Raw genomic sequence first — 21005 nt, forward strand, 5'->3', positions numbered from 1 at the left:
CTTGGTCCAAGCTGCGCCGTGGATGCGTGCCGGTCGCGGTCAGGGCAGGCTCAGTGCTGCGGCGGTGCGTTCCAACCCCCGGGCTGTCCCCCTGCGCCGAGTGCGGCCACGGGTGCCGGCGGGGTGCTGAGCCGCGCAATATTCCGCTTTTTCGCCAGCCTCATGACTACCAAGACGAAGATGACGGTGGTGGCCATCGACACCAGCAGGCTGGGCAGGTCACTCTGGGTGTCAGAGACATCGATCAATCCCACGGCACCCATGGCAAAGAGCAGGGAATTGTTCACCACGTGCAGCGCAATCGCAGCCTCCAGGCCGCCGGTCCGCCACGCCAACCAGCCGGCGGCCAGGGCGAAGAAACCCACGTCCAGCTGCCCGTAGATGTCGTAGCCATGCCCCAGCACAAACAGCGGGATGGGCAACAGGATCGCGAACGCCGGGTGGCGCAGCCAACCACCGATCAGCTGCATCAAATATCCGCGGAACACATACTCCTCGGCCGCTGCCTGGAAGGGCACCAGCAGGATGGTCATGATCAGCAGGATGCCCATGTCCGGGTTGTTGAAGTCCACCGAGATTGGGCGGCCCGCAATGGCCTCAACGACGAAAGACAGCGAAAAGCTCAGCGCCAAGAGCACGAAGGCCACGCCCATGCACCAGCCCAGCCAACCCCAGCGCATGCGCCCGGCCACAGAGGTTAACGATCCGACCTTCTGCACGTTCATCATCCGGGTGGCCAACAGGATCACCGGCAGCATCAAGATCAGGCTGACCAAAATGAAAGCGAAGATAGCGGGGTTGGACATGTCGAGCTCATCCGGCGAAAGCGCCACGGCTTCCATGGCGCTTTCGATCTCCGGGTTGCCCGCGGCCACCACCACAAACACGATCGTGGCCACGATCATCACCCCGAGGTAGAGGCCCAAGGCGATCAGGCCGACCATCAACGGCTTCCACCAGCGGTAGGCACGGTAGGTGCGGGCCAACCGGTGGTATTCAAGCGGTTCGGCCGGAGCCGGGGGCGGCACCGGTGCCGGCATCCAATAGGCCGGCGGCTGGCCGGGCTGCGGGTGCTGTGCCGGGGGAGGGAATGGTGGGGGGATCGTGTTCATGTCACCATTCTGTATCAACGAGTGCCCATTTTCCCTCGACAATACGGACGATCTTTGTGCGGCCGGCGGGGGATCCAATGTTGGTCCTTTCGGTCGATACCCCCTGGTGGAGGCCGCCGGTAACGTTAAGCCAATGACCTCTGAAGCCCACCCGGCAAGCAAAACAACTAGGCTGCGCGCCCTGTGGGCGCAGGCCTGGCGGATGGCCCTGGGCGTTTTGATCGGGCTCGTGGGCTTCGGCATCGTCTACGACGCCTACTCACCCGATCTCCCCGCCGACGTGGCCGCCGTCGGTGCCCTAGTTCTACTGGACATATTCTGCGGGCTAGCGGCCCTGGTGATCTACCCGTTCCGGCATCGGTTCCCGCTGCCGGTCGTGATCGTGCTGGTGCTGCTGTCGATTCCCTCGGCGTGCGCCGCCGGATTCACCATATTGGGCGTCGTGTCCCTGGCCACCCGACGCAAGCCCTGGGAAATTACCGCGGTGACGGTGTTGTTCCTTGCCGTGACCCAGATCAGCGAGGAAGTCGTGGGCAAGACGCTGGTTCCGGCCGAGGAAGTGCTGGCCTGGTGGGAGACGGGTATCGCCGCCATGGTGATGATCGCCGTCATGGTGCTCACCGGCATGTACATCGGTGGACGCCGCCAATTGGCTGCCTCCCAGCGCGAACAGCTGCACAGTGCCCACCGAGAACGGCAGGCGCAGATCCAAGCGGCCAAGGCCGATGAACGCACCCGCATTGCCCGGGAAATGCATGACGTTCTGGCGCACCGACTCTCACTGGTAGCCCTGCATGCCGGGGCCCTGGAATACCGCAGCGACCTCACACCGCAAGAAATCAAGAACACCGCCGGCATCATCAGGGAAAATTCGCATCTGGCCCTCGGCGAGCTGCGTGAAGTGCTGGGCATGTTGCGTGACCCCCACACGCTTTTCGACGATGAGTCGGCCAGACCTCAACCCACGCTGGAGCAGTTGGGGCAGATCCTGGAAGACAGCAGGGCCGTGGGCACCGGGGTGGAGCTGCTGCTGGAACCAAAGATGCGCAAACGGTTGGATTCGCTGCCGGAAACCTTAAGCCGCCACCTGTATCGCATCATCCAAGAAACACTCACCAACGCCCGCCGCCATGCTCCGGGGGCCGCCGTCGTGCTTCAGATCGGCGGCTTAGGCGAGGACCGCTTGTTTCTGCAGGCCTCCAACCAGCTTGTAGCCGTGTCTCGGGAAGCCGCAGCAACAGGATCAGGATCAACGAGTGGTTCGGGCCTCGGGCTGACGGGCCTGGCCGAGAGGGTCCGGCTTGCCGGCGGGGAATTGCAGATCGGACCGGAAAACCAGGGTGAATTCGTCTTGAAAGTGTGGTTGCCATGGGAAACCTAGATACCTTGATCCGGATCATGCTGGTTGACGATGAGAACCTGGTGCGTGCCGGGCTGCGGATGATTTTGGAGTCCGACCCTCGCATCGAGGTAGTCGGTGAATGCGCCGACGGCCGTACGGCAGTGGAACGGGTCGACGCGCTCGCCCCGGACTTGGTGCTGATGGACATCAGGATGCCCGTCATGGACGGTCTGGAGGCCAGTCAGGCAATTCTGAAGACGCGTCCGGACCAAAAAATCTTGGTCCTGACCACGTTCAACACCGACGAGATGGTGCTGACCGCGCTCAAGGCAGGGGTCAGTGGGTTCCTGCTCAAGGACACCCCGCCGGCCGAACTCATGGAGGCAATCAACCAGGTGGCCGCCGGCCGGACGATGCTCTCGGAATCGGTCACCAAGCAACTGATCGCCGTGGCGGGATCGCGCCCGGAAGGCTCGCGGCGCCAGGCAGCCCTGGAAAAACTGGGGGTGCTCACCGAGCGGGAACGCGAGATCGCGGTGGCGATCGCGCGCGGGTACGCGAATCAGGAGATCGCCGGGAAGCTGTTTATTTCCTTGGCCACGGTGAAGACTCACATCGGCAGGGTATTGGAAAAGCTGGACATGGAAAACCGTGTCCAGGTGGCGCTGTGCGTTTTCGAAGCGGAGTCCGGCTGAGGCGAAAGTAGCCATCCCCTAAGGGATTACCCGTACGCCGAAAGAGTGACAGGACGCGGCACGAAGATCATCCGCGGGGGCGGTGACGCGGTGTCCAGAATTCCGTACCGTTGAAGACATGATCACAGCAGAGGCACTAACCAAGAACTATGGCACCAAGCGTGCAGTGGATTCGGTGAGCTTCACCGTCCAGCCGGGCAAAGTCACCGGCTTCCTCGGCCCCAACGGGGCAGGAAAATCCACCACCATGCGCATGATCGTTGGCCTTGACCGGCCCTCGATCGGAAACGTGACCGTCAACGGCCGCAAGTACGCCGAGCATGCCGCGCCGTTGCGCGAGGTAGGTGCCCTGCTGGAAGCCAAGTCGGTACACAAGTCCCGCAGTGCACGCACCCACCTGCGGGCACTGGCCGCCACCCACTCGATCCCCAAAAAGCGGGTCGACGACGTCATCGAGCTCACCGGGCTCGAGGCAGTCGCTACCAAGAAAGTCGGCGGATTCTCGCTGGGCATGGGCCAGCGTCTGGGCATCGCGGTGGCGCTGTTGGGCGACCCGCAGACCCTGATCCTCGACGAACCGGTCAACGGACTGGACCCCGAGGGTGTGTTGTGGGTCCGCAACCTCGCCCGCTACCAGGCGGCGCAGGGCAAGACCGTGTTCATTTCCTCGCACCTGATGAGCGAAATGGCGCTGACCGCCGACCACCTGATCGTCATCGGGCGCGGCCGCATCATCGCCGACGCCCCCATCGACCAGGTCATCGGCGGCACCAACGTGCCCACCTGCCGGGTCAAGACCGACTCGGCCGAAGAGCTGATGAACGCGCTGGCCGCCCAGGACGTGCAACTCACCCGCTTGGACGCCGCCACCGTCGAGGTCGCCGGACTTGACGGCCGGGCGATTGCCACCCGCGCGATGGAAACCGGGATCATGATCTACGAGCTGACCCCGGTGAAGCAATCCCTCGAAGCTGCCTACATGGCCTTGACCCAGGACGAGGTCGAGTATCACTCTCATGTCGGCAATCCGCTGACCACCGCAAATTCCGGAAAGCAGGCTTAGCGATGAGCACCGAAACCATGAAACGCCCGCGTTCCGCCGAGCCCGGAGCCGCAGGCAGCGGAAAGTTGAAATTCAGCGGGGTGCTGCGCAGTGAATTCATCAAATTCTTCTCGCTGCCCTCCACCCTGATCCTGATCCTCTCCACCCTGGTGGTGATGGTGGGCTTCGCCGCCCTGAGCGCCTGGGGCATTGGCGTGTCCATGGAGGCGATGGCCAGTGACCCGGAGATGATGGCCCAGATGGGGGTCATGGGGGACATGGAGACGATGGCGGCAGCGATTCCGGGCAGCGGACTGATGTTCGCCCAATTGATTATGGGCGCCCTGGCGGTGATGGTGATGAGCTCCGAGTTCGCCACCGGAGCGGCCCGCTCGACCTTCGTCGCCGTCCCCAACCGCCAGCTTGTGCTCGGGGCCAAGACGCTGCTGGTGAGCATCGTGTCCATCGTGGTTGCCCTGGTTTCGCTCCTGCTGTCATATCTGTTGGCCAAACCGATCGCGGAGAATTACAAGCTGTCCCTGGAGTTCTCCTCCGAGGCGTTCCAACGCCAGCTCTGGTTTGGGGTGCTGTACGTGCTGATGGTCTCGCTGATCGCACTGGCGCTGGGCGCGCTGCTGCGCAACTCGGCCGGCGGCATCGTGGTGCTCGCAGCATTGTTCTTCGTGCTGCCGATCGCCGTGGGCAGCCTCTCCTCCATCGTCTCCTGGCTGGCCGACGTCGCGCGTTTCCTGCCCGACGCCGCGGGAACCGCCCTGATGATGATGCCCGGCGCGGATAATGCGCTCGAGACCTGGGCCTCGGGCCTGGTGGTCGCCGGCTGGTGCATCATCCCGTTGGCTTTCGCCGCGGTCACGCTCCAACGCCGCGATATCTAGGTTTACACCAACCTCTGGATAGGCTCGAAGAATGAATGAGATCCCGTCGAAGCAGACCCCCGGTGCGCCGGAGGTCTCCTTCGACGACCTCTCGGCGCTGCGCGTTGGCCGCTTCCGCGGATTCATGCGGCGCCATCCACGACTCGTGGACACGCTGGTGGTGCTGCTCTACTGCATCTTGTCGGTACCCAGCATCCTGGATTCCGCGTTCAGCGCGCATTGGCTGACGGTGGGGCTGCTGGTGCTCACCGGCGTGATGCTGTACTTCAGGCGACGCTGGCCGATGCCGGTGCTGGTGCTGGTGGTGCTGGCCGACAACGGTGCCACGCTGCTGGACTCCTCGTACTTGGGCAGCAGCGTCGGGCTGTGGATCGCGCTCTACACCGCCTCAACAAGATATTCCGCACGCCGCATGTTCATCCTCGCCGTGCTGGTCAGCGCCTTGCAGGGGCTGATCTTCATCGTTTTTGGTCTGCCGGGACTGTTCACCAGCTCCCCCGAAGACCAGGCGGCGCTGGCGGAGCTCGGTGGCAAGGTGCTGCTGATCAGCATCGGGCTGGCATCCATGCTGGGCAGCAACATCGCCGCGGTGGGAATCGGTGCGGCGGTGCGCAACCACCGGCTGCACGACGCCGAACTGAACAACTGGGCCGTGCGTGTGCAAACGCTCGCCCAGGTGCGCGAACGCAACCGGATCGCCCGGGAGATGCACGACGTGGTGGCCCACTCGCTATCGGTGATGATCGCCCTGTCCGACGGTGCCGCAGTGGTGCTCAAACGCGACCCGGTCCGCGCCGGAGAGGTGCTGAACGAACTTTCGGGCACCGGGCGGCGCGCGTTGGGGGACATGCGCCGGGTCATCGGGGTGCTGCGCACCGGGGATAACGGGGCGCCGTTGGAACCTCAGCCCGGCGGATCGCTCCAAGAGATGCTCGCCGGATTCACGGTCGCAGGGCTGCCGCTGCGCTACACCACCACCGGCCCCGCACTGCCCGAGGATGCCACATTCTTACTGACCATCCACCGCATCATCCAAGAATCGCTGACCAACGTGCTGCGCTACGGACGCAACGTAAGCACCGTGGAAGTCTCGGTCTGCCGGTCCGGCGAGGACGTCACGGTGCGCATCCACGACGACGGCGTGCACCAGGGGGCCCGCCGCGAAATGATCGGATCGGCCCAGGGCATCCGCGGCATGAAGGAACGGGCGGCGCTCTTTGACGGCACGTTAGCGGCAGGACCGGACCCCCGCGGCGGCTGGACGGTGCTGGCCACCCTCAAGCTGCCCTGCCCGGCACCTTGCCCGGAAAAGAAACCAGCACAGCACACCCAGGAACCTGCCACCGACCCGGCGCCGGATCTCGCAGCCACACCGGCACCCACTACCCAGAACCAAGGATCGTGAGCACAACCCCATGCCAGAGACCACCGGAGATCCAGCAGCGCCCATCGGGGTGCTGCTGGTAGACGACCAGCCATTGCTTCGCATGGGATTCAGGCTCATCCTCGAGGGCGAAGACGACCTACGTGTCCTGGGCGAGGCCTCCGACGGTGCCGAAGGGGTTGCGCTGGCCGCCACGCTGAAGCCCGACGTGGTACTCATGGACGTGCGCATGCCGGTGATGGACGGCATCGAGGCCACCACCCGCATCGTGTCCGAGCACCCGGAGGCGAAGGTCATCATCCTGACCACCTTCGATCTTGACGAATATGCCTTCGCCGGACTCCAGGCCGGAGCCAGCGCCTTCCTGCTCAAGGATGTGGCACCCGAGGAACTGGTGTTGGCGGTGCGCCTGGTCGCCTCCGGGGACGCGGTGGTCGCCCCGCGGGTGACCGCCCGGCTGCTGGAAACCTATGTGCGCGACGGCTCGGCCAACCGCGCGGCCCCCGCCCCGGAACGCGACCCGCTGCTCGGGGACCTGACCCCACGCGAACTCGAGGTGCTCGGGGCCATGGCCGAGGGGCTGTCCAACGCGGAGATCGCGCACCGCTTCTTCCTCTCGGAGGCCACGGTCAAGACCCATGTGCGCCGGATCCTGACCAAGTTGCACCTGCGCGACCGTGTTCAGGCCGTGGTCTATGCCTATGAGACCGGGCTGGTCATCCCCAGCCAGGGGCTGGACTACTAGGGCCGGGAAACGGGGAAAACGTACGTGAACTCCGAATTCCTGCGCAGCCCGTGGCTGTTGCTAGCGGTGATCTTGGTGGTGCTTGGGGCCTTCCTGATCGCCCCGTTCGGGCTGCCCATTCCCGGGTGGGCTAGCATCGTTCTTGGGATCGGCGCCCTCGTGGTTGCCCTGCTCCGCACCCGCGTCTAGGCCCCACGGTCCACTCGCACACAGCGGTTTCGGCCCACGGCCGGACCCCGCACGCCACTAAAGCCAAGGGAAGTCAATGTCCAGCGCAGCCATCGAGCACATCAACGACCTCGCCGCCTTCGTCGCGGCCTCACCGTCTTCCTTCCACGCCGTGGCCGAGGCCGCACGCCGGCTGGATGCCGAAGGCTTCACCGCGCGCACCGAGGCCGACGCCTGGGAATCTTTGCCCGGCGGGCACTACGTCATCCGTGACGGCGCCCTGATCGCCTGGGTGCAGCCCGAAGGCGCCGGTGCCACCACCGGCTTTCACGTGCTGGGCTCGCACACCGACTCGCCCTCCTTCAAACTCAAGCCCAAGCCGACCACCGGTGCCCACGGCTGGCTGCAGGCCGGAGTGGAGGTCTACGGTGGCCCGCTGCTGAACTCCTGGCTGGATCGGGAGCTGTTGCTCGCCGGCCGCCTGGTGTTGCGCGATGGCACCGAAGTCCTGGCCCGGACCGCCCCGATGCTGCGCTTCCCGCAACTGGCCATCCACCTGGACCGGGCCGTGAACGAGGCCCTCACCCTGGACAAACAGCAACACATGAACCCGGTCTGGGGGATCGGGGACCCGGGGCAGGCAGACGTGCTGGCGGTGCTGGCGGCCTCTGCGGGCGTCGATGCGGCGGATGTCGGCGGCTACGACGTGGTGGTTGCCGATGCGCAGCCGGGGACCGTCTTTGGCGGAAGTGACGAGTTCTTCGCCTGCGGACGATTGGATAACCTCTCCTCGATGCACGCTTCGTTGGCCGGGCTCATCGAGCATGCCGCGAGAGGTACCGGGGAGCACATTGCGGTGCTGGCCGCCTTCGACCACGAGGAAATCGGCTCGGCCTCACGCTCCGGGGCATCCGGTCCGTTCCTGGCCGACGTGCTGGAACGCATCGGCCACGGGCTGGGCGCCAGCGGCGAGGACCGCAATCGCGCCTACGCCGACTCCTTCTGCCTCTCGGCCGACGCCGGGCACTCGGTGCACCCGAACTACCCGGGACGCCACGATCCGGCCAACCGCCCGATGCTGGGTGCCGGACCGCTGCTGAAGATCAACGCGAACCAGCGTTACGCCACCGACGGGGTCGGTGCGGCGCTCTTCGCCCGGCTGTGCGCGGAAGCCGAGGTCCCGTACCAGGAATTTGTCTCCAACAACCAAATGCCGTGCGGTTCGACCATCGGCCCGCTGACCGCCACCCGGCTGGGCATCCGCACCGTGGATGTGGGCATCGCCCTGCTGTCCATGCACTCGGCGCGTGAATTGTGCGGCGTCGAGGATCCGTTGCGCCTGGCCAAGATCTCCACCGCGTTCTTCGCCGCCTGAGCCCCGGGAGGGTCGGCGTCCCATGGGCTACGAGGAAGCAAAGGGCACGGGACTCGGCATCAAGCCCGTGCTGAGGGGGGAGCGGGTCGTCCTGCGCCCCTTCACCGAGGCGGACATCGAGGCGATGGGCCCGATCCTGGCGGATCCCGAGGTGTTGCGCCTGACCGGGTCGGTGGATTCGACCCCGGCCGCCGAAACGGCGGATCCGGTCATCGATGCAAGGACCAGTGCCTGGTACCAAGGGCTCGCCGCGCGCACCGACCGGCTGGACCTGGCGGTGGTGGATGCGGCCGGCGGCCACTGCCTGGGCGAGGTGGTGCTCAACAACCTGGATGCCCGGAACCGCTCGTGCAGCTTCCGGATCCTGCTCGGGCCCGCCGGGCGGAACCGGGGACTGGGTTCGGAGGCAACCGGGCTGCTGCTGGAGCACGCCTTCATCGCCACCACCCTGCACCGCATCGAACTGGAGGTCTACGCCTTCAACCCGCGCGCCCGGCACGTGTACGAGCGCGCCGGATTCACCTTCGAGGGCACGGCGCGGGATGCCCTGCTCTTTGACGGGCAATTCATCGACGCGCACCTATTCTCCATCCTCGCCACCGACCCCCGCCCGGGCCGCGCGGTCCGCTCCTGAGTTATCGGGTGCCCGAGCGCCTGCCGGCCACTCGTTCGTCACCCGATGTTCACCCCACCGTGCTTTGCTCGCGGACATGATCTCCGCACCGAAGCCAACACGCCGTTTCCTGCCCGAGGTCCAGTCGCTGCGCGCCCTGGCGGTGCTGCTGGTTCTTGCCTACCATCTGGAACCTCGGCTGGTCCCTGGCGGATTCATCGGTGTCGACGTGTTCTTCGTGATCTCCGGATTCCTGATCACCGGGCACCTGCTGCGCGAGGTGCGCAACAACGGGCGCATCGACCTGCCGGCATTCTGGGCAGCACGGGTGCGCAGGATCTTGCCCGCCGCGTTCGCGGTGATCCTGGCGGTGCTTGCCGCCAGCTTGCTGCTGCTGCCGGCCACCGTGTGGAAGGCCGTGGGCATCGCGGCACTGGCCTCGGTGTTCTCGGTGGAGAACTGGGTGCTTGCCGCCAACTCCGTGGACTATTTGGCCGCGGACGAAGAGCCCACGGCGCTGCAGCACTTCTGGTCCTTAGGTGTTGAGGAACAGTTCTACCTCTTCTGGCCGTTGCTGGTGGTGGTGGCCGTGTGGCTCGGCAGCAAGTTGCAGCGCTCCGGGCAACTGGCGGGGCGCGGGACGGTGGGCAGACGACAGGCGCAGGGAGGGTTGCCGCGCACCGCACTGCTGTTGGTTTTCAGCACCACCGTGGTCACCTCACTGGTCTATTCGATGGTGCTGGTCGGGGCGGGCAACCCCGCGGCCTACTTTGTGACCGGCGCCCGGGTCTGGGAGTTGGCCGCCGGCGGCCTGCTGGCACTGGCCATGCTCCCGCCGGAGCCCGGAGCCAGCGCCCCGGCCGCCCGAATCCTGAAGGCACCGGGGGTGCGGACTGCGCTGGCCTGGGCCGGATTTGCCGCCATAGCCATTGCGGCCTTCGGCTACGGGGCGGCCACCTCGTTCCCCGGACTCTCCGCCGCACTTCCGGTGGCCGGCACCCTGGCGGTGATCCTGGCCGGGGAAACCCGTGGCGTTCTGGCCCCGCGGAAGATCCTTGAACTCCGGGCCGTGCAATGGGTCGGGAACATCTCCTACTCGCTTTACCTGTGGCACTGGCCGGTGATCACTTTCTTCCTGTTTCTTGCAGGTCGTGAACCGGGTCCGGCCCAGAGCCTCGGGTTATTGGCGCTGAGCCTACTGCTGGCCCAGGCCAGCCACCGCTGGGTCGAAACCCCGGTGCGCACCCTGGCTCCGCTGGCCGCCTCGAAATGGCGGGCGCTGGGCGCCGGTGCGGTGGCGGTTGCCGTGGTCGCCGTGCTTTCGCTGACCCCGGGGTCGATGGCCCAACGTGACACCGTCGCCGCCGAGCGGGCCGTGGCCACACTGCTTGCCGATCCGCCGCCCGGCTTCGGTGCGGCATCGATCCCCTCCGGCGCACCGGCCTATCTGGCGGGCATCAAGCAGATCGTCCCGATCCCGGCCGAAGCCGAGCAAGACCAACCGGACCTGGGTGAGTGCGTGCAGAAACCGCAGTCGCCCGTCACCCGCGAATGCTCGCGAGGGGCCAAAGACGGGTCCCTAACCATCGCCCTGGTCGGCGACTCGCACGCGGCGCACTGGTACCAGGCGCTGGAGGCCACCGCGCAGAAGCACGGGTGGACGCTGCTGACCTACCTGAAGAACTCCTGCCCGTTTTCCGCCACCCAGCGTGTGGCCGAAGCCAACGGCAGCATTTCCTGCCTTGAGGCCAACCAGGACACCATGAAACGCCTCGTGGAACGCGGCGACGTTGATGCGGTGGTGACCAGCTACTGGGCCGGCTCCACCTTTGAGCCCGATGCTGCCGAGGGTTTCGCCGGGTCTTGGGGAGAGCTCGAAGACGCAGGAATCAAGGTCTACCCGATCATCGACACCCCACGCCCCGGAACCAGGACCTACGCGCGGGACTGCGTGGCGGGGCACCCGGCGGAACTGCGTTCCTGCGGTACCCCGGAGTCTGAGGCCTTCGAATCGAACGACTACACGCGCGCCGCGGCCAAGAACGAGCCGCGGGTTGGCACGATGGACTTTTCCGACCAGTTCTGTGCCGAGGGGTTCTGCCCTGCGGTGATCGGGAACGTGCTGCTGTATCGGGACAAGCACCATGTCTCGGACACCTACATGCGCACCCTGGCCCCCATCTTCGATGCCAGGCTCTCTGAGCTGCTCCGCGAGGACGGGCTAGTCGGCTGAATCCGCACGGGAGCGTGATGCACTACATCGAACTTGGTCTGTCGCAGCCCCGGTTTTCCGCTAGAATGGTTGAGGCTGTTTCTGCCGCACCCGGCAATCGGGTTGTGGTGACAGCAAATGCAAAGAACCTCCTGTTGCGGAAATGCCGTGACCGTTTAGCCCAAAGGAGGTGGGTTCACATGCGTGCTTATGAATTAATGGTGCTGATCGACCCCGAGGTCGACGAGCGAACCGTTGAACCGACCCTCGGTAAGTTCTTGGACGTTGTCCTCAACGATGGTGGAACCATCGAAAAGGTCGACATCTGGGGCCGTCGCCGCCTGGCCTACGACATTCAGAAGAAGAATGAGGCCATTTACGCGGTAGTTAACTTCACCGCTACCCCCGCTACTTCCGCAGAGCTTGACCGCCAGCTGGGCCTCAACGAGACCATCATGCGCACCAAGATCACCCGCCCGGAAGAGGCAAAGGTCGAAGCAGAGTAATTCTGCTTTTCGATCTTCGTAGAACAACACTTTAGGAGGCTCCAATGGCAGGCGAGACAGTCATTACGGTTATTGGTAATTTGACCGCTGACCCGGAACTGCGTTTCACCCCGTCAGGAGCGGCAGTGGCGAACTTTACCATTGCGTCGACTCCGCGAACCTTCGATCGCCAGTCCAATGACTGGAAGGACGGCGACACGCTGTTCCTCCGTGCTTCGGTATGGCGTGATGCGGCTGAAAACGTCGCTGAGACTTTGACCAAGGGCATGCGAGTCGTCGCCCAGGGTCGTCTCAAGTCGCGTTCCTACGAAACTAAGGAAGGCGAAAAGCGTAACGTCACCGAGCTTGAGGTCGATGAAATCGGCCCGTCGCTGCGTTACGCCTCCGCAAAGGTCACCCGTGCCCAGCGCTCCGGCGGTGGTGGTGGTGGCTTTGGTGGCCAACAGCAGAACGCTGGCGCAAATGCCGGCGGCAACCAAGGCGGCGGCGGTGGATTCGGTGGCGGCAACGCTGGCGGAAACAACGGCGGCGGCTGGAATGCACCTGCGGCCGATCCATGGGGTGCTCCTGCCGGAGGAAACAACGGCGGATGGGGCAACCCGGGTTCCGACGAACCACCTTTCTAAACAAATTTATTCACCATCCCGCAGAATTTTCTGCGGGCTCCAACTGAATTAAGGAGCTCCACGATGGCTAAGGCTGAACTCCGTAAGCCCAAACCAAAGTCCAATCCCTTGAAGGCCGCTGACATCACTGTCATCGACTACAAGGACGTAGCATTGCTGCGCAAGTTCATTTCGGATCGCGGAAAGATCCGTGCCCGTCGCGTCACCGGTGTTTCCGTCCAGGAACAGCGCAAGATTGCACAGGCCATCAAGAACGCGCGCGAAGTGGCATTGCTGCCTTACTCCGGCGCCGGCCGCGGCTAAGGAAGGTATACCAACATGGCAAAGCTCATTCTGACCCACGAAGTTACCGGCCTTGGTGCCGCAGGCGACATCGTCGAGGTGAAGGATGGTTACGCACGTAACTACCTTCTCCCGCGCGCCTTTGGCATCACCTGGAGCAAGGGCGGTGAGAAGCAGGTTGAGTCGATCAAGGCCGCCCGTGCTGCTCGCGCCGTTGCTTCCTTGGAAGAGGCACAGGCACTTGCTGCTTCGATTGCTGCCAAGCCGGTCAAGCTGACCGTCAAGGCCGGCGCTACCGGTCGCCTCTTTGGCACCGTGAAGACCGAGGACATTGCCAAGGCTGTTGCAGCCGCTGGCTTGGGCTCGATCGACAAGCGCAACATCGAGATCAACGATCACATCAAGTCGACGGGTAACTACTCGGCGACCGTGCGTCTGCACACTGATGTCTCCGCGACCGTCACGCTGCAGGTTGTAGCCGTCAAGAAGTAATTCTTGTCCGGTCGCCGTCCTTCGTGGCGGCACATCGCTAGGGACCCCGCCATTTGGCGGGGTCCCTAGCTGTTTAAGCCTCGTACTTTGAGATCTCCTTGAGAATCGCCACTCAGACCCTGGCGCCGATGGAAGACCCCGGGGTAACTTTGGCCCCATGACGGCGCACCTGCCGAGGTAGATTCGCACCGGACAATTGAGGACGAAGGTAGGGACAATGAAACTGACGTTGACCGAATTCGTGAGCCTGGACGGTGTTTCGCAGGGTCCAGGGTCGCCGGAAGAAGACACCACCGGCGGATTCACCTTAGGTGGCTGGTTCGTTCCGCATATGGACCAAGACTTCATCGACCTGGCCGCCGAATGGCTGGGCCGTGCCGACGGTCTATTGCTGGGGCGCCGCACCTACGAGGCATTTGCGCGGGACTGGCCGCAGATCACCGACGCCGACGATCCGTTTACGGTGCGTATGAACGCGCTGCCGAAGTACGTCGCGACGAACTCGCTCGAGCAGGGGAGCTGGAACCCCACCACGGTGCTCTCCGGTGACATTGCTGCGCAAGTGCAGGAACTCAAGAAGCAACCCGGCAGGGAACTGCAGATCCATGGAAGCGCCAGGTTGGCCGGATCCCTCCTCGCTGCGGGGTTGATCGACGAACTGCGGCTCGTGGTGGCTCCTGTTGTTCTAGGCCGCGGGCGACGGCTCTTCCCGGACGGCGGCGCACCGGCGGGGTTGCGGTTGATGGAAACGAAGACCACGCCCGGCGGACTCACCATTCTTCTTTTTGCGTACACCGGAAATCCCGACTATTCGACGTACACCGGCGCAGGGGACATCACCTAGCCCGGGGAGGGCCCCCAGTCGTGCCAAGACATTCGAATCCGGTACTTCGATCGCAGGATCTTCGATTCTTACGGATCGTGACGGCCTTGGGCGAATAAACTTTGACGAGACCCGCGGCAACCTTCTATCGTGGGTAGTGAATCAAGAGTGCCAACATAAAAGCCCTGGCTTGTTGACCGGCAACCCTCTCACGGTAGTGGGGTGCTCCAGGTGATGATTCGGCCTTCCGGGACCTCGGAGGCAAATACCGCACACCTGCCCGGGTAGCGCGTGGATCGCACGCACCTGGAACCGGTGGGCCGAAACCGAAGGAACGAGCGTTATGACACTCACCTCTGACCTCTCACCCAATACCCTGCGAAACGTCTTTGCTCAGCACCCTTCCGGCATTGCCGCGCTCTGCGCCATCGTTGACGGTGCCCCGCAAGGGATTGTGGCCTCATCCTTTACGGTGGGGGTCTCCATGGACCCTCCGCTGGTGATGTTTGCAGTCCAGAACACCTCGAAGACCTGGCCCCTGGTGAAAACCAGTGGGCGGATCGGGATCTCGGTGCTCAGCGAAAAGAACGAAGGCGTGTGCCGCCAGATTGCGTCGAAATCGGGGGACCGGTTCGCCGGCCTCCGGTTGGACTCCACGGACCAAGGTGCACTGTTTCTCCATGATGCGACCCTGTGGCTCGACTGCTCCATTGAGCAGGAGATCCCTGCGGGCGACCATCACGTGGTGCTCATGCGCGTACACGGCCACCAAACGCACGATGAGTCCAACTCTCCACTGGTGTTCCACGGCTCGGCATTCCGCCGCTTGGAGGCCGAGCAGCTGGTCTCCTAGTCTGCTCCAGCCCTGAAGGCTCCCCGCTGCGTCGACCTGATCCACGATCCGATCGACGGAGCGGGGAGCCTTTTTAATCGTTGGGGGGGTGGCACCACCATTCTCACGTCTGTTACGCGGGGTGGTGCACCTCGTCCATCATGTGTCGGTAGCCGTCGAGGGCCAGTTGCCGAAGAGCCCCCAAATCGGTGTCCGCGAGCTTGTTCACGTAGAGGCAGGACGCTCCGAGCTTGTGCTTGCCTAGCCTGAGGAGCAAATCCTTGGCGCTGGGGGCGATCGTCAAGCCATAGAGGGCAAGATTGGCTGTGCGAGGGGAAAATCCGATGGCTGCGGCATCGCCCTCCCGGCCCGAATCATACTTGTAGTGGTACGTTCCGAAGCCAACGATCGTGGGCCCCCACATGGTGGCGGGCTGGCCGCTAACTTCTTCCATCATTCTCAGCAAGACCTCGGAGTCCGCACGCCTGGTCCGATGTGGCACCGCGGTGATGAATTCACGTGGATTGACGTTCGTGGGTGCGGTCTTGTTCTCGCTCATGCGGCCCAGTATGTCAGGCGCATGTGATTCCCCTCAATGTCAACTATCCCCAGATTCTTCCGAACGGTCGGCGTGTCTGTGGATAGGTTGTGGGTAACTATGAAAACGCGAGTGGATTAACCCCGGAATCTCGGGCTTCTTGTATGTATAACTGATTTTTAAGCCTGTGGAGTATGTGGATAAATAGTTTGTGTCCACAGGGATAGAATCCTATAAGACCAAGTCAGAGGAGTATTGTCGGTTCAGAATGGGCGTAATCCACAACGTTCTCCCCAGACTGTGCACACAACACGCCGCGAGGTTCACAGGTTATCCACAAGCCCTGTGGATAACCGTGTTGGGTTTGCCGGAAAACAGGTCTATGGTGACAGTGTTCCCCACCTATTTCCACAGGCTTGTGGTGCCGAATGGCACGTGTGAGCTTGGACCTAACGAATCGTCGGCGCTCCTTGAGACACTGGGTAGGTATTGAAGCGGAAAACTTGGGAACCCGCGAAGCTTGAAGGGAAAAAGCCCGTGTCGCTAGCCAACGCAGAAACCAGCTCGAACTCACGTGAGTCGGATTATGGACGCACCCCGCCGCAGGACCTCGTAGCTGAGCAAAGCGTTTTGGGCGGCATGATGCTTTCCAAGGACGCCATTGCAGACTGCGTGGAGGTGTTGCGCGGACTCGACTTCTATCGGCCGGCGCACGAAGCAATCTACGAGGCGATCATCGACCTCTATGGCCGCGGCGAACCTGCCGATGCCGTTACGGTCTCCGATCTGCTGACCAAACGCCAGGAAATCACCCGCATCGGCGGCCCTGCCTACCTCCATACGTTGATCCAGTCCGTTCCCACGGCGGCAAATGCCGGGTTCTATGCCGAGATCGTGCGCGAACGCGCGGTGTTGCGCCGTCTGGTCGATGCCGGCACCAAAATCGTCCAACTGGGTTACTCGCAGGATGGCGAGGTTGACGCGATCGTCAACGAGGCGCAGGCGGAGGTTTACAAGGTAGCCGAACGCCGTTCGGCCGAAGACTATGTACCGTTGCGCGACATCATCGAGGGGACCGTCGATGAAATTGAGTCGGCAGGGAGCCGCAGCGAAGGCATGATTGGTGTTCCCACCGGAATTTTTGAACTCGATGAGCTGACCCAGGGCCTGCAGGGCGGCCAGATGATTGTCATTGCCGCACGTCCGGCCGTTGGTAAGGCGCTGGCAATTGATACTCCCATTCCCACCCCTTCAGGTTGGAGCACCATGGGTGCCCTTGCCGTAGGCGATCAGGTTTTCGCGGCAGACGGGACTCCGACTGTCATCACGGCGGCCACCGATATCATGGTCGATCGGCCCTGTTTTGAAATCGAGTTCAACGACGGGTCGGTAATTGTTGCAGATGCCGAGCACCAGTGGCTTACAACATCGCGGGCAGAACGACGAGGGCACGTAGGCGCGCCGGATCAAGGAACCGTTCTCACCCGTCGAGGGACAATTCGGACCACACTCGAAATTCGCGACTCCCTGCGCTGCGTCACTGCCGATAGGCGGTTGAACCATGCCGTACCAACGTCCAAGGCTCTCGTCCTATCCGATTCGGAGCTGCCCATACTGCCGTACACCTTAGGTGTGTGGCTCGGAGATGGGGCAAGCGCGGCATCGAGAATTACCTCTGCTGATGCGGAGGTCGTTAGCCATATTGAATCTGATGGGTATCGAGTCAAAAGCATTGCAAAAATAACGTACGCAGTCTCGCTGCCTCAGGAATCATTCTTATTTGAAAAGATCTGTGTTGTCTGTGGTCATTCATTTTCCACGAAGATCCGGCACGTCCGAAGTTGTTCACAGTCATGCGGTGGAAAGGCCCGCTTCGTATCGGAGCCAGTTCCAGCTTCAACCTGCATTGATTGCGGGATCGTATGCAGCGGAGGATTGCGTTGCGAGCCGTGCAGACTGGACCATGGTTCGCTGCAGGCTCTCTTGAGAACGAACAGCCTGCTTAACAACAAACACATTCCAATCCAATACCTGCGATCGAGTGAATCCCAGCGACGGGAGCTGCTTGCAGGATTGCTCGATAGCGACGGTACTGTGACGTCGAGTGGTTGTGTTCAATTCGCCGTGACCAGCAAGCGGCTGGCAACAGATTTCTGCGAGTTGGTTCATACGCTTGGTTACCGCACGGGGTGGACTGAGAAAAAGGTCGCTGGCCACACGGAGGCTTCATCTACGTGCTTTATCGTGACTTTTGCGACTTCGGATGTCGTGTTCGGCTTGTCGCGCAAGCGCAAGATCCACGAAGAGCGAGACGCTAAGCCATCCAGCAAGCGGACTTCCCGCTTCATCACAGATGTCCGCCCCGTGCCTACGGTTCCTGTCCGCTGTATCCAAGTAGCCAACGAGGAGCACCTATTCCTCGCTGGTGAAAACTTCATCCCCACGCACAATTCGACGTTCGCACTGGACTTTGCGAGGTCAGCATCGATTAAGAACAATCTGACGTCCGTTTTCTTCTCCCTGGAAATGGGGCGTAACGAGATCGCCATGCGCCTGCTGTCGGCCGAGGCGAGCATCGCGCTGCAAAACCTGCGTAAGGGTGCGATCCAGGACGAAGAGTGGTCAAAGATCGCCACCACGATGGGACGGCTCAACGACGCGCCGCTGTTTATTGATGATTCGCCGAATATGTCGCTGATGGAAATTCGCGCCAAATGTCGACGCCTGAAGCAAAAGCACGATCTGAAACTCGTGGTCTTGGACTACCTGCAGTTGATGAGCTCGGGCAAAAAGGTGGAGTCGCGCCAGCAGGAAGTCTCCGAGTTCTCCCGTGCCCTTAAGCTGATGGCCAAGGAACTCGATGTGCCGGTCATCGCCTTGTCACAGCTGAACCGTGGTTCCGAACAACGTACCGACAAGAAACCGATGATCTCCGACCTTCGTGAGTCCGGATCGATCGAGCAGGATGCCGACATGGTCATTCTCTTGCACCGTGAGGACATGTACGACAAGGAATCAGCTCGTGCGGGTGAGGCCGACGTGATTGTGGCCAAGCACCGTAACGGCCCGACCAAAACCATCACCGTCGCGTTCCAGGGCCACTACTCGCGCTTCAGCAATATGGCCCACGACAGCATGGGCTAATTTCCGTCGAATTCTCATGATCGGGCGGCTGCCACCTCTACCTAGGGAGGGGGTAGCCGTCCGAAGCTGTTTGGGGCGTCGTGCACGGCAGCAGCCCGAGGGGTTCCTCCGGCGCATTATGCGTCGCTACGCTGGAACCATGAGCAGCCACCCGCTTCCGAAAATATCCGCACCCGCGGCCCGCGCCCTAGCATCGGCGGGGATCACCACCCTCGAGGAAGCGGCGGCGCATGGCGAGACCGCGTTGCTGGGACTGCATGGATTCGGACCCAAGGGCATCAGGATCCTGCGTGAGGAGCTGGAAAAGATCGGACTCGAGCTCGCCGGTTGAACAGTGCACCCGTGTTCGGGCTCGGCACTACGCCTTGGGCAGGATGCCCAGGTGCGCCGGGGTGGGCTTCACTAGGTCGGCATCGAAGTCGTGGTGTTTGGCCACGTAGGCCTTGATATAGGGACAGACCGCCACGATCTGGTGACCCTGGGCCACGGTGTCGGACAACGCCTCGGCGGCCAGCCTGGAAGCCAGACCCTGACCGGCGTAGGCCTCGTCGACCTCCGTGTGGAAGAAGATCCGTTGGACTGAGTCGCCGGTGTCCAACTCGCGGTAGTGGGCGGCGCCGATTTCCTTCGCGCCTTCCAGCAGGGCGTAGCGGCGGCTTTCGGGCAGGTGCTCGATGCGGATTTCGCTCATGGTGTACTTTCAGGTTGTCGTGGTCAGGGAGTGCCGAAGAATCTACCGAAGAAGCCTTGGGGTTCGCTGCCTTCGGCGTTGATGAACCTGGCACCGAAGGAGTCGTAGCTTCCGCCGTGTTTCAGGGTGATGGCATGCACGGCGCGCAGTGCCTGCTCGGCGCGTTCCACGTCGAGTGGCTGCTCTCGGTAGACGCGTAGCAGGAAACGCGAATTCTCGTCCTGCCCCTCGGTCCTATCGACCAGCCAACCGGAGCGCTCGAAATGGTCGGCGGCTTCGGTGACCTCGCGCAGCGAGCGGAAGGAAACAAAATGTTCCAGTTCGCGCGGGGTGTCGAGCTGGTCTCCCAGCGCCGCACGTTCGGCCAGGGCGCAGCGCAACTTGGCCAGTTCCTCGATCAGCGACATTGCCTCAACCTTCCTTAGCTTGTTCCGCCGGTGCCCTGCAGGCGCCTGCGGTGATGATTAGTCCCTGGGGCGCAGCCGCACGGAGGGCAGCACGGGTGCCGGCAGCGGGGCCGGGGTGTCGGAGGGGAAGTCCCCGAACCGCTTGGATTCCGTGTCCCCGGGTTCCTCGCCGATCTCCGCCTGCCACTGCCTGCGGTATTCGACGACCTCATCGTGGGTGCGGCCGACGAAGTTCCACCACATCAGGATCTGCTCTCCCAACGGTTCGCCGCCGATGAGCAGTGCCAGGACCGGCTGGTCGCCGGAGGTGAGCGTGATTTCCTGGGTGCCGGTGGGCAGGTAGGCCAGATGGTCGACCGGCAGTTCGTCGACTCCGACGTGCAGGGTGCCGGAATCCAGCAGCACCCCGTGCTCGTGCTTTGCCTTCACAGCCACACGGATGCTGGTGTGCGGTTCCAGTCGGATCTCTGCGCCGAGCAGCTCGGTGTGTGTGGCCACAGGGGAGCTGGAGTGCAGGTCTGCGCCGTGGTCTTGGAGAACCGTCAGGGAACCGAGGAAGACGCTGACGGCGAAGCCCGTGCCGGTCAGGGGCTCGGGGCGGTGGTGGGCGAAGGTCGGAGAGACGTGTCGGGCCGAATCGGGCAGCGCCACCCACAACTGGGCGCCGTGCAGCACGGAAGTCTCAGGTGTGGAGAACTCGGAATGGCTGATGCCACGCCCGGCGGTCATCAGGTTGAGCTCGCCGGGGCGGACCATCGCGTGGAACCCTGCCGAGTCGCGGTGCTCGACTTCACCGGTGAACAACCAAGAGACGGTTTGCAGCCCTGTGTGCGGATGGCGTGGCACGGCCATACCGCCGGTCTCGCCCACCGGGTCCGGACCGAAGTGGTCAAGGAAGCACCATGCGCCAACGAGGCTGCGTTGTTTTTGTGGCAGGGTGCGACGCACATCCATGGCACGCGGCCCGCCCAAGGGGACGTTGCGCGGAACTAGCAGTTCGACCCCGGCATGACTCTGAGCGGATCCACAAACCATTTCGTCGGGCGCGACCTCGAGATTGCTCATGCTCCCAAGCCTAGT

General features: G+C 63.2%; 23 protein-coding genes and 1 riboswitch. Of the genes, 18 read left to right on the top strand and 5 right to left on the bottom strand.

The annotated features are described in order from the left end of the window. Positions 1–50: 50 nt before the first annotated feature. Positions 51–1112 carry a CPBP family intramembrane glutamic endopeptidase gene (locus ADIAG_RS00775; RefSeq protein ID WP_051059768.1) on the bottom strand — a complete coding sequence of 354 codons (1062 nt, stop codon included), beginning with the start codon at positions 1110–1112 and terminating at the stop codon, positions 51–53. A 133-nt stretch (positions 1113–1245) separates the two neighbouring features. Between ADIAG_RS00775 and ADIAG_RS00780 the strand changes: the two genes are divergently transcribed. From ADIAG_RS00780 to ADIAG_RS00850, 16 genes are all read left to right on the top strand, one after another. Next, positions 1246–2493: a sensor histidine kinase gene (locus ADIAG_RS00780; protein ID WP_051059769.1), complete on the top strand. Its 1248-nt coding sequence runs from the start codon at positions 1246–1248 to the stop codon at positions 2491–2493. Next, on the top strand, positions 2481–3149 hold the full coding sequence (locus tag ADIAG_RS00785) for a response regulator (protein WP_007269370.1): 669 nt from the start codon (positions 2481–2483) through the stop codon (positions 3147–3149). The genes ADIAG_RS00780 and ADIAG_RS00785 overlap by 13 nt, the downstream gene beginning before the upstream one ends. A 118-nt stretch (positions 3150–3267) precedes the next feature. Beyond that, positions 3268–4212 (top strand): ABC transporter ATP-binding protein, encoded by a 945-nt coding sequence (locus tag ADIAG_RS00790; RefSeq protein ID WP_007269371.1) that lies wholly within the window; start codon positions 3268–3270, stop codon positions 4210–4212. Between the two features lie 2 nt (positions 4213–4214). Then, positions 4215–5087 carry an ABC transporter involved in multi-copper enzyme maturation permease gene (locus ADIAG_RS00795; RefSeq protein WP_007269372.1) on the top strand — a complete coding sequence of 291 codons (873 nt, stop codon included), beginning with the start codon at positions 4215–4217 and terminating at the stop codon, positions 5085–5087. Between the two features lie 31 nt (positions 5088–5118). Beyond that, positions 5119–6492 (top strand): sensor histidine kinase, encoded by a 1374-nt coding sequence (locus ADIAG_RS00800; protein ID WP_007269373.1) that lies wholly within the window; start codon positions 5119–5121, stop codon positions 6490–6492. Positions 6493–6502: 10 nt separating this feature from the next. Then, a complete protein-coding gene (locus ADIAG_RS00805) occupies positions 6503–7216 on the top strand; it encodes a response regulator (protein WP_007269374.1) in 714 nt (237 codons plus the stop codon). Between the two features lie 24 nt (positions 7217–7240). Further along, positions 7241–7405 carry a hypothetical protein gene (locus tag ADIAG_RS21535; RefSeq protein ID WP_007269375.1) on the top strand — a complete coding sequence of 55 codons (165 nt, stop codon included), beginning with the start codon at positions 7241–7243 and terminating at the stop codon, positions 7403–7405. A gap of 76 nt (positions 7406–7481) precedes the next feature. Further along, positions 7482–8759: a M18 family aminopeptidase gene (locus ADIAG_RS00810; protein WP_007269376.1), complete on the top strand. Its 1278-nt coding sequence runs from the start codon at positions 7482–7484 to the stop codon at positions 8757–8759. Positions 8760–8781: 22 nt separating this feature from the next. After that, positions 8782–9393, top strand: a complete 612-nt coding sequence (locus ADIAG_RS00815; protein ID WP_007269377.1) for a GNAT family N-acetyltransferase — start codon at positions 8782–8784, stop codon at positions 9391–9393. Between the two features lie 76 nt (positions 9394–9469). Beyond that, positions 9470–11605 (top strand): acyltransferase family protein, encoded by a 2136-nt coding sequence (locus ADIAG_RS00820; RefSeq protein ID WP_007269378.1) that lies wholly within the window; start codon positions 9470–9472, stop codon positions 11603–11605. Between the two features lie 179 nt (positions 11606–11784). After that, entirely contained in the window at positions 11785–12090 is a 306-nt protein-coding gene (gene rpsF, locus ADIAG_RS00825) for a 30S ribosomal protein S6 (RefSeq protein ID WP_007269379.1), read from the top strand. Between the two features lie 44 nt (positions 12091–12134). Beyond that, a complete protein-coding gene (locus ADIAG_RS00830) occupies positions 12135–12716 on the top strand; it encodes a single-stranded DNA-binding protein (RefSeq protein WP_007269380.1) in 582 nt (193 codons plus the stop codon). Between the two features lie 63 nt (positions 12717–12779). Continuing rightward, positions 12780–13019, top strand: coding sequence for a 30S ribosomal protein S18 (gene rpsR / locus ADIAG_RS00835; protein ID WP_007269381.1), 240 nt, complete (start codon positions 12780–12782; stop codon positions 13017–13019). Between the two features lie 15 nt (positions 13020–13034). After that, positions 13035–13490: a 50S ribosomal protein L9 gene (gene rplI, locus ADIAG_RS00840; RefSeq protein WP_007269382.1), complete on the top strand. Its 456-nt coding sequence runs from the start codon at positions 13035–13037 to the stop codon at positions 13488–13490. Positions 13491–13707: 217 nt separating this feature from the next. Further along, a complete protein-coding gene (locus tag ADIAG_RS00845; RefSeq protein ID WP_007269383.1) occupies positions 13708–14334 on the top strand; it encodes a dihydrofolate reductase family protein in 627 nt (208 codons plus the stop codon). A 139-nt stretch (positions 14335–14473) separates the two neighbouring features. Then, a riboswitch (SAM riboswitch) is annotated at positions 14474–14587 on the top strand. 69 nt (positions 14588–14656) lie between these two features. Continuing rightward, positions 14657–15166 carry a flavin reductase family protein gene (locus ADIAG_RS00850; protein WP_007269384.1) on the top strand — a complete coding sequence of 170 codons (510 nt, stop codon included), beginning with the start codon at positions 14657–14659 and terminating at the stop codon, positions 15164–15166. Between the two features lie 112 nt (positions 15167–15278). Here ADIAG_RS00850 and ADIAG_RS00855 read toward each other — a convergent pair whose 3' ends face one another. Beyond that, positions 15279–15704 (bottom strand): DUF1801 domain-containing protein, encoded by a 426-nt coding sequence (locus ADIAG_RS00855; RefSeq protein WP_007269385.1) that lies wholly within the window; start codon positions 15702–15704, stop codon positions 15279–15281. A gap of 516 nt (positions 15705–16220) precedes the next feature. Between ADIAG_RS00855 and dnaB the strand changes: the two genes are divergently transcribed. Together dnaB and ADIAG_RS00865 are read left to right on the top strand one after the other, a co-directional pair. Continuing rightward, positions 16221–18827, top strand: a complete 2607-nt coding sequence (dnaB, locus tag ADIAG_RS00860) for a replicative DNA helicase (RefSeq protein ID WP_007269386.1) — start codon at positions 16221–16223, stop codon at positions 18825–18827. A gap of 139 nt (positions 18828–18966) precedes the next feature. Further along, entirely contained in the window at positions 18967–19158 is a 192-nt protein-coding gene (locus tag ADIAG_RS00865) for a helix-hairpin-helix domain-containing protein (RefSeq protein WP_043472546.1), read from the top strand. A gap of 27 nt (positions 19159–19185) precedes the next feature. On the opposite strand, the gene ADIAG_RS00870 is transcribed toward ADIAG_RS00865, so the two are convergent. From ADIAG_RS00870 to ADIAG_RS00880, 3 genes are read right to left on the bottom strand one after another with little or no spacing between them, the layout of a single operon-like run. Further along, a complete protein-coding gene (locus ADIAG_RS00870) occupies positions 19186–19518 on the bottom strand; it encodes a GNAT family N-acetyltransferase (protein ID WP_007269388.1) in 333 nt (110 codons plus the stop codon). Between the two features lie 23 nt (positions 19519–19541). Next, positions 19542–19925 (bottom strand): ribonuclease E inhibitor RraB, encoded by a 384-nt coding sequence (locus tag ADIAG_RS00875; RefSeq protein ID WP_007269389.1) that lies wholly within the window; start codon positions 19923–19925, stop codon positions 19542–19544. A gap of 57 nt (positions 19926–19982) precedes the next feature. Continuing rightward, positions 19983–20990 (bottom strand): pirin family protein, encoded by a 1008-nt coding sequence (locus ADIAG_RS00880; RefSeq protein WP_007269390.1) that lies wholly within the window; start codon positions 20988–20990, stop codon positions 19983–19985. Positions 20991–21005: the final 15 nt, after the last annotated feature.

This window comes from Paeniglutamicibacter gangotriensis Lz1y (genome assembly GCF_000348945.1).
GTDB classification, from domain to species: domain Bacteria; phylum Actinomycetota; class Actinomycetes; order Actinomycetales; family Micrococcaceae; genus Paeniglutamicibacter; species Paeniglutamicibacter gangotriensis.